Here is an 11816-nt window from a genome sequence, read left to right as displayed (position 1 = left end):
AGCGCGCCGAGCCGATCAGGCTGCGGGCGTCTGCGGTTCTTCGTCGGGCGGCGTCTCGGGCCGCGTCATCGCCCAGCTCTGCAGCTTGCCGGCGTTGAACACGGCATCGACGTACGAGCCGCCCGTGTCGGTCCAGCGGTACAGCTCGGGCTGCGTGTCCGGGGGCGAACGCAGCTCGCCGAGCGCGCGGGTCATGGCGATGACGTGCATCAGCGTCGCGCCCTGCTTGAGCTTGGCGTTGAGCATCACCGCGCTGGCGACATAGCCCACCGGCCGGTCGGCAGCGCGCTTGAGCACCTGCATCGCGCGGTTGAAGTGCAGCAGCAGGAACATCACGATGACCCCGCCGGTGAGCGCGACACCGGCCCAGCCGTAGCTGCGCCACGCCAGGGCGAGAAGAACGATGCCGCCCACGGGCACCAGCAATTTCTGGAAATTCATGGGCCGCATTGTCGCCGCCCCGTGGTTTGTGCCAGGCCAGGTCATTCGAAAGTTCGCATCTGCATCGGCGATGCGATCTGCTGTATCGGCCGTGGCTACCAGCGGGAGCGAAAAACGGTACTCGCCCCGAAATGCACATGCCATGGTGGCGCAAGACGGCACATTTCACCGCACGGGCATCAACCCGGGCCACAGAAAAGCGTATGACCATTCCGCGTTCCGTCACCTTCGTTCGTCTCACTCTCGCCGCCACGCTCACGGCCGCCGTCCTCAGCGGTTGCTATGTGGTGCCCATCGCACAACCCGCACCCGCGGCGCCGCCTTCGCAGGCCTATGCCGTCGCACCGGGACCGATCGCGCAGAGCTTCAGTGCACGCCTGTATCCGTCGAACGCCGAAGCGGCGCGCTACGGAACCGTGGCAGGCACGGTGACCAACGACATGAACGGCCGCGGCCATTTCAACGCACTGATCGGCGGTGAACAGTTTCAGGGAGAGGCGACCCGGGTTGCCGGCTCGCGAAGCGCCGGTGTGGCAAACGCCAGCGGCAATCGCGGCGGCAACCTGAGTTGCCAGTACACGATGAACTCGGCCACGTTGGGCAGCGGCCAATGCGTGCTCAACAGCGGGCCGGCGTTCACGATGCACATCGGGGGATAGGGAGGGTGGCCCGGCGCGTCACTGACGCGCCGGGCATTTTTTTCCCGAGCTGAATCAATCGAGGCGGCGGACCACGTCCATCGCCTCTTCGATGCGTTCGACGGGGTGGATGGTCAGGCCTTCGATCTCCTTCGAACCCTTGCGCGGTGCGTTGGCCTTGGGCACCACCGCGATGCTGAAGCCCAGCTTGGCGGCTTCGCGCAAACGCTCCTGCCCGCGCGGCGCGGGGCGCACCTCTCCGGCAAGCCCCACTTCACCGAACGCGATGAAGCCCTTGGGCAGCGGCTTGCCGCGCAGGCTCGAGGTGATGGCCAGCATCACGGCCAGGTCGGCCGCGGGCTCGCTGATGCGCACGCCGCCCACCGCATTCACGAACACGTCCTGGTCCATGCAGGCCACGCCCGCATGGCGGTGCAGCACCGCCAGCAGCATCGCGAGGCGGTCGCGGTCCAGGCCCACCGAGAGGCGCCGCGGGCTCGGCCCGCCGTTGTCGACCAGCGCCTGGATTTCCACCAGCATCGGCCGCGTGCCCTCCAGCGTGACCAGCACCACGCTGCCGGGCACCGGCTCGGCATGCTGGCTCAGGAAGATCGCGCTCGGATTGGCCACGCCCTTCAGGCCCCGCTCGGTCATCGCGAAAACGCCGATCTCGTTGACCGCGCCGAAACGGTTCTTGATGGCACGCACGAGGCGAAAGCTCGAATGCGTGTCGCCCTCGAAATACAGCACCGTGTCGACCATGTGCTCCAGCACGCGCGGGCCCGCGAGCGCGCCCTCCTTCGTGACGTGGCCCACCAGCACCACGGCCGTGCCGCTGGTCTTGGCGAAGCGCGTGAGGTGCGCGGCGCATTCGCGCACCTGCGCCACCGAGCCGGGGGCGGAGGTGAGCTGGTCGGAGTACACCGTCTGGATCGAGTCGATCACCGCGATCGCGGGCCGCGTGGCGTCCAACGTGGCGATGATCTTCTCGAGCTGGATCTCGGCGAGCACCTGCACCTGCGAATGGTCGAGCCCGAGTCGGCGTGAGCGCAGCGCCACCTGCGCGCCGCTTTCCTCGCCCGTCACATAGAGCGCGTTCTGTCCCGCGCGCTGCAGCGCATCGACCGCCTGCAGCAAGAGCGTCGACTTGCCGATGCCCGGGTCGCCGCCGATGAGCGTCACGCCGCCCGAGACGATGCCGCCGCCCAGCACGCGGTCGAGCTCGTCGATGCCGGTGGGCGTGCGCGCGATGTCGGTCGCCTCGATCTCCGAGAGCGTGGCCAGTTCGGAGACGCCCGCCAGCGGCGAGAACTGCGTGCCGAAGCGGTTGTTGGCCGGTGCGTTGCTGCCCGCCACCTGTTCGATCAATGTGTTCCAGGCGCCGCAGCTCGGGCATTTGCCGAGCCACTTGGGGCTGGTGCCGCCGCATTCGCTGCAGACGAAAAGAGATTTGTCCTTGGCCATCCGTCGAGTTTAGGTGTCCGCACAAACCCTGATGGCCGGCAGCTTGAAAGAAACCGCCAATCATTTAACATGTTAAGTAATTTGCAGAATCGTAGAAGGCACCGTTCTTGAGCACCACGTTCACCCACCGCAATTTGCCGCGCCTGCTGCTGCAGGCCCGCGAAGCCGTGATGGCCCATACGCGGCCGAGCCTGCGCGAGCACGCCCTGTCCGACCAGCAATGGCGCGTGCTGCGCGTGCTCGGCGAGCACGGCGCGGTCGACACCGGCCGCGTCGCGCGCGAAGCCTTCATCCTCGGCCCGAGTCTCACCGGCGTGCTCGCGCGCATGGAGCGCGACAACCTCATCACCCGTGCCCGCGACCCCGCGGACCAGCGCCGCACCGTGGTCGAGGCCACGCCGCACGGCATGAAGCTGGTCAAGCGCCTGGGCAGCAGCATCGAAGCCCATTACGACTGGATGGAAAAGTCGCTCGGCAAGGCCAAGCTCACGCAGCTCTACGACCTGCTGGACGAACTGATCGCACTGGAGCAGCCCGCATGAGCACCGCGCATTTCCTTCCGACCGGCACCGTGTACGGCACGCTGCTGAACTTCCGCGCCGAGGTCGAGGCACTCGCGCCGCAGATGAGCGCACCGCCCCACAAGGCGCCGCCGAAAGCGCCGGTGCTCTATGTGAAGACCGCCAACACCTGGAGCCCGCACGGCAGCGCCATCGCGGTGCCTTCGTCGGTGCCCGAAGTGGAGATCGGCGCGAGCATCGGCATGGTGATCGGTGCCGAGGGCGACATCGAAGGCTTCGTGCTGATGAACGATCTGTCGATTCCGCATGCGAGCTTCTTCCGGCCGCCGGTGAAGTTCAAGTGCCTCGACGGCTTTCTCGCCATCGGCCCCGCGCTGCGCGATGCGCAGGACGTGGCCGACCCCGCGAACTTCCGCGCCGAGGTGCGCATCAATGGCGACCTGAAGCACTCGATCGACTTCTCGCAGCTCGTGCGCCCGGCGCGGCAGCTGCTCGCCGACGTCGGCGAGTTCATGACGCTCGCGCACGGCGACGTGCTGATGCTCGGCTGCGACGCGGGCCGTCCGCTCGCACGCGCCGGCGACCGCATCGAGATCTCCGCGACTGGCTTCGAGACATTGACCCACACGCTGGTGCAGGAGACCGCCGCATGAAGCACGCACGCGTCATCCACGAAGGCCGCGAACACACCGGCACCGCGCACGAATTCAACGGCCAGCCCGACGCCGCCGTGCGGCTCGACGACGGCCGCATCGTGCCGCAAGAGCAGCTCACCTGGCTGCCCCCGCTTGCACCGACCGCACGCCCGCGCACCATCCTCGCGCTCGGCCTCAACTACGCCGATCACGCGAAGGAACTGGAATTCAAGGCGCCCGAAGAGCCGCTGGTCTTCGTCAAGGGCCAGAGCACGCTGATCGGCCACCGCCAGCTCACGCACCGCCCGGCCGGCGTGCAGTTCATGCACTACGAATGCGAGCTCGCGATCGTCGTCGGCAAGACCGCGCGCCACGTAAAGCGCGACGACGCGTACGACTTCATCGGCGGCTATACCGTGGCCAACGACTACGCGATCCGCGACTACCTGGAGAACTGGTACCGCCCGAACCTGCGCGTGAAGAACCGCGACACCTGCACGCCGCTGGGCCCCTGGTTCGTCGATGCGGCCGATGTGCCCGACCCCATGGCGCTCGCGCTGCGCACCACTGTCAACGGCACCGTCACGCAACAGGGCAACACGCGCGACATGATCTTCGACGCGCCCTTTCTCATCGAGTACTTCAGCCGCTTCATGACGCTTTCGCCGGGCGACCTGATCCTCACGGGCACGCCCGACGGCGTGGTCGATTGCAAGCCGGGCGACGTGGTCGTCACCGAGATCGAGCACGTCGGCGCGCTCATGAACACCATCGAGACCATCCAAGGAAAAGCATGAGAGTCGACCACCTGATCAACGGCAAGAGCGTTGCCGGCAAGGACTACTTCGAAACCGTTAACCCCGCCACGCAGGAGGTGCTGGCCGAGGTCGCCTCGGGCGGCGAGGCCGAGGTGAACGCGGCCGTCGCGGCAGCGAAGGAAGCCTTCCCGAAATGGGCCGGCATGCCCGCGCCCGAGCGCGCGAAGCTCATCCGCAAGCTCGGCGACCTGATCGCCGCGAACGTGCCCGAGATCGCGCAGACCGAGACCAACGACTGCGGCCAGGTCATCGCGCAAACCGGCAAGCAGCTGGTGCCGCGCGCGGCCGACAACTTCTACTACTTCGCCGAGATGTGCACGCGCGTGGACGGCCACACCTACCCCACGCCCACGCACCTGAACTACACGCTGTTCCACCCGGTGGGCGTGTGCGCGCTCATCAGCCCGTGGAACGTGCCGTTCATGACGGCCACCTGGAAGGTCGCGCCCTGCCTGGCCTTCGGCAACACCGCGGTGCTGAAGATGAGCGAGCTCTCGCCGCTCACGGCCGCGCGCCTGGGCGAGCTCGCGCTCGAAGCGGGCATTCCGCCCGGCGTGCTGAACCTCGTGCACGGCTACGGCAAGGAAGCGGGCGAGCCACTGGTGGCGCACCCCGACGTGCGCGCGATTTCGTTCACCGGCTCCACCGCCACGGGCAACCGCATCGTGAAGAGCGCGGGCCTGAAGAAATTCAGCATGGAGCTGGGCGGCAAGAGCCCGTTCGTGATCTTCGACGACGCCGACCTCGAACGCGCGCTCGATGCGGCCGTGTTCATGATCTTCAGCAACAACGGCGAGCGCTGCACGGCCGGCTCGCGCATCCTGGTGCAGCATTCGATCTATGCGGACTTCGCAGCGAAGTTCGCCGAGCGGGCGAAGCGCATCACGGTGGGTGATCCGCTCGACGAGAAGACCATCGTCGGCCCGATGATTTCGCAGGCCCACCTCGCCAAAGTGCGCAGCTACATCGAGCTCGGGCCGAAGGAAGGCGCGACGCTGCTGTGCGGCGGCCTGGACGCACCATCGAACCTGCCGGACCGCGTTCAGCGCGGCAACTATGTGATGCCCACCGTCTTCGCCGACGTCGACAACCGCATGAAGATCGCGCAGGACGAGATCTTCGGCCCGGTCGCCTGCCTGATTCCGTTCAAGGACGAGGCCGACGCGATCCGCCTGGCCAACGACATCGCCTATGGCCTGTCGAGCTACGTGTGGACCGAGAACATCGGCAAGGCGCATCGCGTGGCCGCCGCCGTGGAGGCCGGCATGTGCTTCGTCAACAGCCAGAACGTGCGAGACCTGCGCCAGCCCTTCGGCGGCACCAAGGCCTCGGGCACGGGCCGCGAAGGCGGCACCTGGAGCTACGAGGTGTTCTGCGAGCCGAAGAATGTCGCGGTGTCGTTGGGCTCGCACCACATTCCGCACTGGGGCGTGGCGTGAACACCGGCCGCCGCGCGCTGCTGCAGGGCGCCGCCGCACTCGCGGCCCTGCCTTCGCTGGCGTCGTTCGCGCCATTCGCACACGCACGCGGCGACTGGCCCAACAAGCCGGTGCGCATCGTCGTGCCCTTCACGCCCGGCGGCACCACCGACTTCGTCGCGCGGCTCGTGGCGGTCGAGCTCGGCAAGACGCTGGAGCAAGCGGTGATCGTCGAGAACAAGCCCGGCGCGGGCACGGTGATCGGTGTCGATGCGGTCGCCAAGTCGGCGCCCGACGGCTACAGCTTCGTCTGCGTGGCCAACAGCTTCACGGCCAACCAGACGCTGGTGCGCAAGCTCCCCTACGACACGCAGAAAGACCTGCGCCCGGTCGCGCTCATGGGCATGTCGGAGCACGTGCTCGCCACGCATCCATCGAGCGGCCTGAAGACGCTGGCCGACCTGCGCAACCTGGCCAAGGCCAAGCCCGGCACGCTGAGCTTCGCCTCCTTCGGCAACGGCACCTCGGCACACCTCTCGGGCGAGATGCTCAAGCTGCAGATGGGGCTGGACATCGTGCACGTGCCCTACAAGGGCCAGGGCCCCGCCCTCACCGACCTGCTCGGCGGGCAAGTGACCATGATGTTCGGCAACTGGCCCGAGTTCCGCGGCCACATCCAGAGCGGCAAGCTGGTCGCGCTCGGCATGGCGACGGCGCAGCGCTCGCAGTACGCGCCCGCCATACCCACACTGGCCGAACAGGGCGTGGCCATCGAGTCCAATTCGTGGAACGGCCTGCTGGCGCCCGCCGGCACGCCCGATGCCATCGTGCTGCGCATGAACGACGAGGTGAACCGCGCGCTCGCGGGCCCTGCCGTGACAGAGGCCTTCCGCAAGGGCGGCATCGCGTCGCTGTCGGGCACGCCCGAGCGCTTCGCGGCCTTCATCCAGAGCGAGATCGCGAAGTACGGCGATGTGATCCGCAAGGCCAACATCCAGATCGAGGGCTGAACGATGAGCCTCTATGCGATGCAGAAATTCCTCTTCGCGCTGAACCGCGAAGCCGAAGTGCAGCGCCGCTACGCGGAAGGCGGCGACGCGCGTGCCGCGCTGCTCGCCGGCTACGACCTGGACGATGAAGAACGCGAAGCCATCGACAGCGGCGACATCGGCAAGCTCTATGTCTTGGGTTGCAACGGGCAGTTGCTGATGCACTTCGCGCCGCTGCTGGGCATTGCATGGGCCGACTATCTCGAAGCGATGCGCGACGGCGTGCGCAAGTACGGGCCCGTGCGCGCAGGCATCTACGCGATGACAACCGGCACAGACGAAAAGGTGGCAGGCGTATGAGTTTGGTTTTTGCAGGCGTGTGCAGCCACGCCCCCGGCATCACCGGCCGCGCGCATCTGGCGGACCCGGCAGTGAAGGACGCGTTCCACGCCCAGTTCCACCGCTTCGGCGAAGCCATGCGCGCGACGAAGCCCGATGCGGTGATCGTCATCGCCGCCGAGCACTTCGCCAACTTCTTCATGAACAACATGCCGGCCTACGCCATCGGCATGGCCGACAGCTACGAGGGCCCGATCGAGGACGCGAAGTGGCTGGGCATCGAGAAGACGAAGGTGCCCGGCGATGCCGCGCTCTCGCAGCGCCTGATCCGCGAGGTGATGCAGACGGTGGACGTGACCTATGCGGAAGAGTGGAAGTTCGACCACGGCATCATGGTGCCGCTGCACTTCCTCACGCCGGATTTCGACACCAAGGTCATCCCGGTGAACATCAACTGCCAGGGTCCGCCGCTCACGCCGCTGCACCGCGCCTGGGCCTTCGGCGAAGCGCTGCGCCGCGCCTGCGACAAGGCGCCCGAGCGCATCGCGCTGGTGGGCACGGGCGGCATCTCGCATTGGCCGGCCACGCCCGATTCCGGCAAGGTCAATGCCGAGTGGGACGCCGAGTTCATGCGCCGCTGGTGCGCCAACGACCGCGAGGCGCTCCTCTCGCAAGACGACTACAACGACGAGGCCACCTACCGCGAAGCGGGCCAGGGCGGCTTCGAGATCCGCACCTTCCTGAGCGTGGCCGCGGCCGCGCGCGGCAAGGGCGAGATCTTCCACATGCAGGCCATCCCGATCTTCGCGGTGACCTGCACGGCCGCGGTCATGTCGGTGGCCTGAACGAAAAACAAGAAGGAACGCGCATGCCGCACCTGGTGATCCTCTACACGCCCAACATCGAAGCCGAGACCGACATGTCGGCCCTGTGCCGCACGCTCGCCGACACGATGCTCAAGCAACGTGACGAGGCGGACAAGCCGGTCTTCCCCATCGGCGGCACGCGCGTGCTGGCCTACCCGGCCGCGCACTACGCGGTGGCCGACGGCAAGGCCGACTACGCCTTCGTGTACCTCAACATCCGCATGGCCGCGGGCCGCTCGGAGGCAGTGAAGAAAAAGGCCGGCGACGAATTGCTCGCCGACGTGCGCGCGCATTTCGCGCCCATCTTCGACAAGCGCCCCATCGGCATCACGCTGCAGATCGACGAGAGCCCCGGGCAGGTGTACGACGGCAAGCACAGCAACCTGCATCCCCTGTTCAACAAGTCGTAAGACACAAGAAGAAGCGAGCCGCCATGCTGCCCCAAGCCACCATCGCCCAACTGGCCGCCGAGCTGCACGAGAGCGAGAAATCGCGCGTGCAGGTCGAGCATTTCTCCAAGCGTTTCCCGGAGATGACCGTCGAGGACGGCTACGCCATCTCGCGCGAATGGGTGAAGCACAAGATCGCCCAGGGCCGCACGGTGAAGGGCCACAAGATCGGCCTCACCTCGCGCGCGATGCAGCAGTCCAGCCAGATCGACGAGCCCGACTACGGCACGCTGCTGGACGACATGTTCTTCGAGCAGGGCGGCGACATCCCGTTCGCGCGTTTCATCGCGCCGCGCATCGAGGTGGAGCTGGCCTTCATCCTCGGCAAGAAGCTGCAGGGGCCGAACGTGACGATCTTCGACGTGCTGGCCGCGACTGACTACGTGGTGCCCGCCATCGAGATCATCGATGCGCGCATCGAGCAGTTCGATCGCCACACCAAGGCGCCGCGCAAGGTGTTCGACACCATCTCCGACAACGCGGCCAATGCCGGCATCGTGATGGGCGGGCGGCCGGTGAAGCCCGACGCGGTCGACCTGCGCTGGGTGAGCGCCCTGCTCTACAAGAACGGCGTGATCGAGGAGACCGGCGTGGCCGCGGGCGTGCTCAATCACCCGGCCACCGGCGTGGCGTGGCTCGCGAACAAGCTCGCGCCGTGGGACGAACACCTCGCGGCCGGCGAGGTGGTGCTGGCCGGCTCGTTCACGCGCCCGACCACGGCATTGCCCGGCGACACCTTCCATGCCGACTACGGCCCTCTCGGCGCCATCTCGTTTCGCCTTGCCTGAAAGAAAGACGTTCATGCACACCCCCATCAACACCTTCAAGCAGGCCATGCAGGCCGGCGAGCAAAAGATCGGCCTCTGGGTCGGCCTGGCAGACAGCTACGTCGCCGAGATCCTCGCCGGCTGCGGCTACGACTGGCTGCTGGTCGACGGCGAGCACGCGCCCAACGACGTGCGCTCGGTGCTCGGGCAGCTGCAGGGCATCTCCAGCGCGTGGTCGGCGCAGCCCGAGGCGGAGCGCTCGCATCCCGTCGTGCGCATTCCGACCGGCGACACCACGCTGATCAAGCAGTACCTGGACATCGGCGCGCAGACGCTGCTGGTGCCGATGGTCGATACCGCCGAGCAGGCCGCGCGCATGGTGCAGGGCATGCGCTATCCGCCTGAGGGCATCCGCGGCATGGGCAGCGCGCTCGCGCGGGCCTCGCGCTGGCAGGCCTATCCGCAGTACCTGCACGAAGCGAACGCGCAGACCTGCCTGCTGGTGCAGGCCGAAACGGTCGAGGCGATGAAGAACCTGGACGCCATCGCGGCCACGCCGGGCGTGGACGGCGTGTTCATCGGCCCGGCGGACCTGTCGGCCTCGATGGGCTTCGTGGGCCAGCCCAACCACCCGGAGGTGCAGGCTGTGATCGCCGACGCCATCGCGCGCATCCTGAAAGCCGGCAAGGCGCCCGGCATCCTCTCGACCACCGAGGAGCAGGCGCGCAAGTGGCTCGCGGCCGGCGCGTTGTTCGTGGCGGTGGGCGTGGACACCATCGTGCTCACGGCCGCAGCCAAGCAGCTCGCGGCGAAATACAAGAACGCCACGAGCGCCACCACGCCCAACGGCTACTGAAGTCCTTTCACACCGGGAGCTCCTGATGAAACGCACGATCCTGGCCGCGACATTCGCAGCCGCCACCCTGTTCCTGGCGGCCTGCGCTCAGCCGGGCGGCCGCCCGGTCACGCAGACCCAGCAGGAGGCCAACCGCCAGGCCGTGCTCGCCTTCTACGAGAAGGGTCTGAACCAGAAGGACGCCGAGGCCGCGCTGCAGTACGTGGGCAACCGCTACGTGCAGCACAACCCCACGGCGGCCGACGGCCCCGAGGGTTTTCGCAAGTTCGTCGCCTTCCTGCGCGAGAAGTTTCCGAAGTCGCACAGCCAGATCAAGCGCTCCTTCGCCGAGGGCGACTACGTGATCCTGCATGTGCACGCGGTGCGCGAGCCGGGCACGCGCGGCAGCGCCATCGTGGACATCTTCAAGCTGGAGAACGGCAAGATCGTGGAGCACTGGGACGTGAACCAGCCCGTGCCCGAAACCGCCGCGAACGGCAACGGAATGTTCTGACCATGAGCTCTCCGGTCGGGAAAAGCGTGTCGCAACGTGTCGAACGTGAGGTAAACGCGGGGGTCTCGCGCCGCGCCTTGCTGGAAAAATACGCGCTCCCGAACCACCACCACCCGGAGAGAGACACATCATGAGCTTCACACGCCGCCAGATCCTTCAGACCACCGGCGCCTCGGCGCTGCTCGCGAGCATCGGCCAGCAAGCCTATGCGCAGGCGGGCATCGAGACCGCGACCATCGTCACCGGCTTTGCGGCCGGCGGCACGTCGGACACCATCTGCCGCCGCGTGGCGCAGAAGCTCAGCCCCGAATACGCCAAGGCGGCCGTCGTGGAGAACCGCACCGGCGCGGGCGGCCAGATCGCGGTCACCTACGTGAAGGGCCGGCCGGCCGACGGCGTGACCATCCTGCAGACGCCGACCTCGATCCTCACGATCTACCCGCACATCTACAAGAAGCTGCCGTACGACCCGATGGTGGACCTCACCCCGGTCACCATCGGCTGCATCTTCGACTTCGGCTTTGCAGTCGGCCCGTCGGTGCCGGCCAGCGTGAAGAGCGTGCCCGAGTTCCTCGCCTGGGCCAAGGCCAACCCGGCCGGCGCCAACTTCGGTTCGCCGGCCGCGGGCTCCACGCCGCACTTCATCGGCGCGCTGCTGGGCAAGAAGGGCGACGTGGAACTCAAGCACGCCGCCTACCGCGGCACGCAGCCGGCGATGCTCGACCTCCTGGGCGGCAACATCTCGGCCGTCTCGGGCCCGATCGGCGACATCACGCAGCATCTGCAGACGGGCAAGGTGCGCATCCTGGGCGTCTCCGGCGCCAAGCGCAGCCGCTTCGCGCCCGATGTACCCACCTTCGGCGAGCAGGGCATCAAGGACATGGCGCACAGCGAATGGTTCGCCTTCTTCCTGCCGGCCAAGGCATCGCCCGAGGTGGTCGCGCGCCTGAACACCGCGATGAAGAACGCGCTCGCGCAGAAGGACGTGATCGACGGCCTGGGCACCTTCGGACTGGACGCCATGTCGTCCACGCCCGCAGAGCTGACCGAGCTGCTGAAGAAAGACACCGCCAAGTGGGCGCCGATCGTGAAAGAAGTCGGCTTCACCGCAGAGGGTTAACC

The 11816-nt window shown here is 67.4% G+C and carries 15 protein-coding genes; 13 read left to right on the top strand and 2 right to left on the bottom strand.

Translation table 11 applies throughout. The annotated features are described in order from the left end of the window. Positions 1 to 15 precede the first annotated feature (15 nt). Positions 16 to 450, bottom strand: a complete 435-nt coding sequence (locus JC881_RS29685) for a glycerate kinase (RefSeq protein WP_198789375.1) — start codon at positions 448 to 450, stop codon at positions 16 to 18. Between the two features lie 194 nt (positions 451 to 644). On the opposite strand from JC881_RS29685, the gene JC881_RS29680 reads away from it, so the two are divergent. Further along, positions 645 to 1100 (top strand): hypothetical protein, encoded by a 456-nt coding sequence (locus JC881_RS29680; protein WP_198789374.1) that lies wholly within the window; start codon positions 645 to 647, stop codon positions 1098 to 1100. Between the two features lie 54 nt (positions 1101 to 1154). Here JC881_RS29680 and radA read toward each other — a convergent pair whose 3' ends face one another. Next, positions 1155 to 2543: a DNA repair protein RadA gene (gene radA, locus JC881_RS29675; RefSeq protein WP_093440937.1), complete on the bottom strand. Its 1389-nt coding sequence runs from the start codon at positions 2541 to 2543 to the stop codon at positions 1155 to 1157. 107 nt (positions 2544 to 2650) lie between these two features. Here radA and hpaR point away from each other — a divergent pair, with 107 nt between their 5' ends. The 12 genes from hpaR to JC881_RS29615 all read left to right on the top strand — a co-directional run bounded on the left by hpaR (position 2651) and on the right by JC881_RS29615 (position 11814). Next, complete coding sequence (gene hpaR / locus JC881_RS29670) at positions 2651 to 3085, top strand: homoprotocatechuate degradation operon regulator HpaR (protein WP_198789373.1); 435 nt, start codon at positions 2651 to 2653, stop codon at positions 3083 to 3085. Continuing rightward, complete coding sequence (locus tag JC881_RS29665; RefSeq protein ID WP_198789372.1) at positions 3082 to 3717, top strand: fumarylacetoacetate hydrolase family protein; 636 nt, start codon at positions 3082 to 3084, stop codon at positions 3715 to 3717. Before hpaR ends, JC881_RS29665 begins: the two co-directional genes overlap by 4 nt. Next, positions 3714 to 4496 carry a fumarylacetoacetate hydrolase family protein gene (locus JC881_RS29660; RefSeq protein WP_198789371.1) on the top strand — a complete coding sequence of 261 codons (783 nt, stop codon included), beginning with the start codon at positions 3714 to 3716 and terminating at the stop codon, positions 4494 to 4496. The genes JC881_RS29665 and JC881_RS29660 overlap by 4 nt, the downstream gene beginning before the upstream one ends. Continuing rightward, the gene (hpaE, locus tag JC881_RS29655) at positions 4493 to 5956 is read left to right on the top strand and encodes a 5-carboxymethyl-2-hydroxymuconate semialdehyde dehydrogenase (RefSeq protein ID WP_198789370.1); all 1464 of its coding nucleotides are present in this window, start codon (positions 4493 to 4495) and stop codon (positions 5954 to 5956) included. Before JC881_RS29660 ends, hpaE begins: the two co-directional genes overlap by 4 nt. Beyond that, the gene (locus JC881_RS29650; RefSeq protein ID WP_198789369.1) at positions 5953 to 6945 is read left to right on the top strand and encodes a tripartite tricarboxylate transporter substrate binding protein; all 993 of its coding nucleotides are present in this window, start codon (positions 5953 to 5955) and stop codon (positions 6943 to 6945) included. Before hpaE ends, JC881_RS29650 begins: the two co-directional genes overlap by 4 nt. Positions 6946 to 6948: 3 nt before the next feature. Next, complete coding sequence (locus JC881_RS29645) at positions 6949 to 7284, top strand: aromatic ring-opening dioxygenase subunit LigA (protein ID WP_198789368.1); 336 nt, start codon at positions 6949 to 6951, stop codon at positions 7282 to 7284. After that, positions 7281 to 8108, top strand: coding sequence for an extradiol ring-cleavage dioxygenase (locus JC881_RS29640; RefSeq protein WP_198789367.1), 828 nt, complete (start codon positions 7281 to 7283; stop codon positions 8106 to 8108). Before JC881_RS29645 ends, JC881_RS29640 begins: the two co-directional genes overlap by 4 nt. A gap of 23 nt (positions 8109 to 8131) precedes the next feature. Next, positions 8132 to 8539 (top strand): 5-carboxymethyl-2-hydroxymuconate Delta-isomerase, encoded by a 408-nt coding sequence (locus JC881_RS29635; protein ID WP_198789366.1) that lies wholly within the window; start codon positions 8132 to 8134, stop codon positions 8537 to 8539. Positions 8540 to 8562: 23 nt separating this feature from the next. Continuing rightward, positions 8563 to 9366 carry a 2-oxo-hept-4-ene-1,7-dioate hydratase gene (hpaH, locus tag JC881_RS29630; protein ID WP_198789365.1) on the top strand — a complete coding sequence of 268 codons (804 nt, stop codon included), beginning with the start codon at positions 8563 to 8565 and terminating at the stop codon, positions 9364 to 9366. 13 nt (positions 9367 to 9379) lie between these two features. After that, positions 9380 to 10201 (top strand): 4-hydroxy-2-oxoheptanedioate aldolase, encoded by an 822-nt coding sequence (gene hpaI / locus JC881_RS29625; protein ID WP_198789364.1) that lies wholly within the window; start codon positions 9380 to 9382, stop codon positions 10199 to 10201. Positions 10202 to 10226: 25 nt separating this feature from the next. Continuing rightward, positions 10227 to 10694 (top strand): nuclear transport factor 2 family protein, encoded by a 468-nt coding sequence (locus JC881_RS29620; RefSeq protein WP_198789363.1) that lies wholly within the window; start codon positions 10227 to 10229, stop codon positions 10692 to 10694. 130 nt (positions 10695 to 10824) lie between these two features. Further along, the gene (locus JC881_RS29615) at positions 10825 to 11814 is read left to right on the top strand and encodes a Bug family tripartite tricarboxylate transporter substrate binding protein (protein ID WP_198789362.1); all 990 of its coding nucleotides are present in this window, start codon (positions 10825 to 10827) and stop codon (positions 11812 to 11814) included. Positions 11815 to 11816 lie beyond the last annotated feature (2 nt).

Origin of the sequence: Variovorax sp. IB41, assembly GCF_016405905.1 — a bacterium.
Lineage (GTDB): Bacteria > Pseudomonadota > Gammaproteobacteria > Burkholderiales > Burkholderiaceae_C > Variovorax.
The sequence above is the reverse complement of the archived record's forward strand: the minus strand, read 5'-3'. Positions and strand labels throughout refer to the sequence as shown.

Excerpts from the sequence above, each read along its gene's own strand:
- JC881_RS29685 (WP_198789375.1), bottom strand. The coding sequence starts at position 450 with ATGCGGCCCATGAATTTCCAGAAATTGCTGGTGCCCGTGGGCGGCATC.
- hpaI (WP_198789364.1), top strand. The coding sequence starts at position 9,380 with ATGCACACCCCCATCAACACCTTCAAGCAGGCCATGCAGGCCGGCGAG.
- JC881_RS29640 (WP_198789367.1), top strand. The coding sequence starts at position 7,281 with ATGAGTTTGGTTTTTGCAGGCGTGTGCAGCCACGCCCCCGGCATCACC.
- JC881_RS29615 (WP_198789362.1), top strand. The coding sequence starts at position 10,825 with ATGAGCTTCACACGCCGCCAGATCCTTCAGACCACCGGCGCCTCGGCG.
- hpaH (WP_198789365.1), top strand. The coding sequence starts at position 8,563 with ATGCTGCCCCAAGCCACCATCGCCCAACTGGCCGCCGAGCTGCACGAG.
- JC881_RS29620 (WP_198789363.1), top strand. The coding sequence starts at position 10,227 with ATGAAACGCACGATCCTGGCCGCGACATTCGCAGCCGCCACCCTGTTC.
- hpaE (WP_198789370.1), top strand. The coding sequence starts at position 4,493 with ATGAGAGTCGACCACCTGATCAACGGCAAGAGCGTTGCCGGCAAGGAC.
- radA (WP_093440937.1), bottom strand. The coding sequence starts at position 2,543 with ATGGCCAAGGACAAATCTCTTTTCGTCTGCAGCGAATGCGGCGGCACC.
- JC881_RS29665 (WP_198789372.1), top strand. The coding sequence starts at position 3,082 with ATGAGCACCGCGCATTTCCTTCCGACCGGCACCGTGTACGGCACGCTG.
- JC881_RS29660 (WP_198789371.1), top strand. The coding sequence starts at position 3,714 with ATGAAGCACGCACGCGTCATCCACGAAGGCCGCGAACACACCGGCACC.
- JC881_RS29635 (WP_198789366.1), top strand. The coding sequence starts at position 8,132 with ATGCCGCACCTGGTGATCCTCTACACGCCCAACATCGAAGCCGAGACC.
- JC881_RS29680 (WP_198789374.1), top strand. The coding sequence starts at position 645 with ATGACCATTCCGCGTTCCGTCACCTTCGTTCGTCTCACTCTCGCCGCC.
- JC881_RS29645 (WP_198789368.1), top strand. The coding sequence starts at position 6,949 with ATGAGCCTCTATGCGATGCAGAAATTCCTCTTCGCGCTGAACCGCGAA.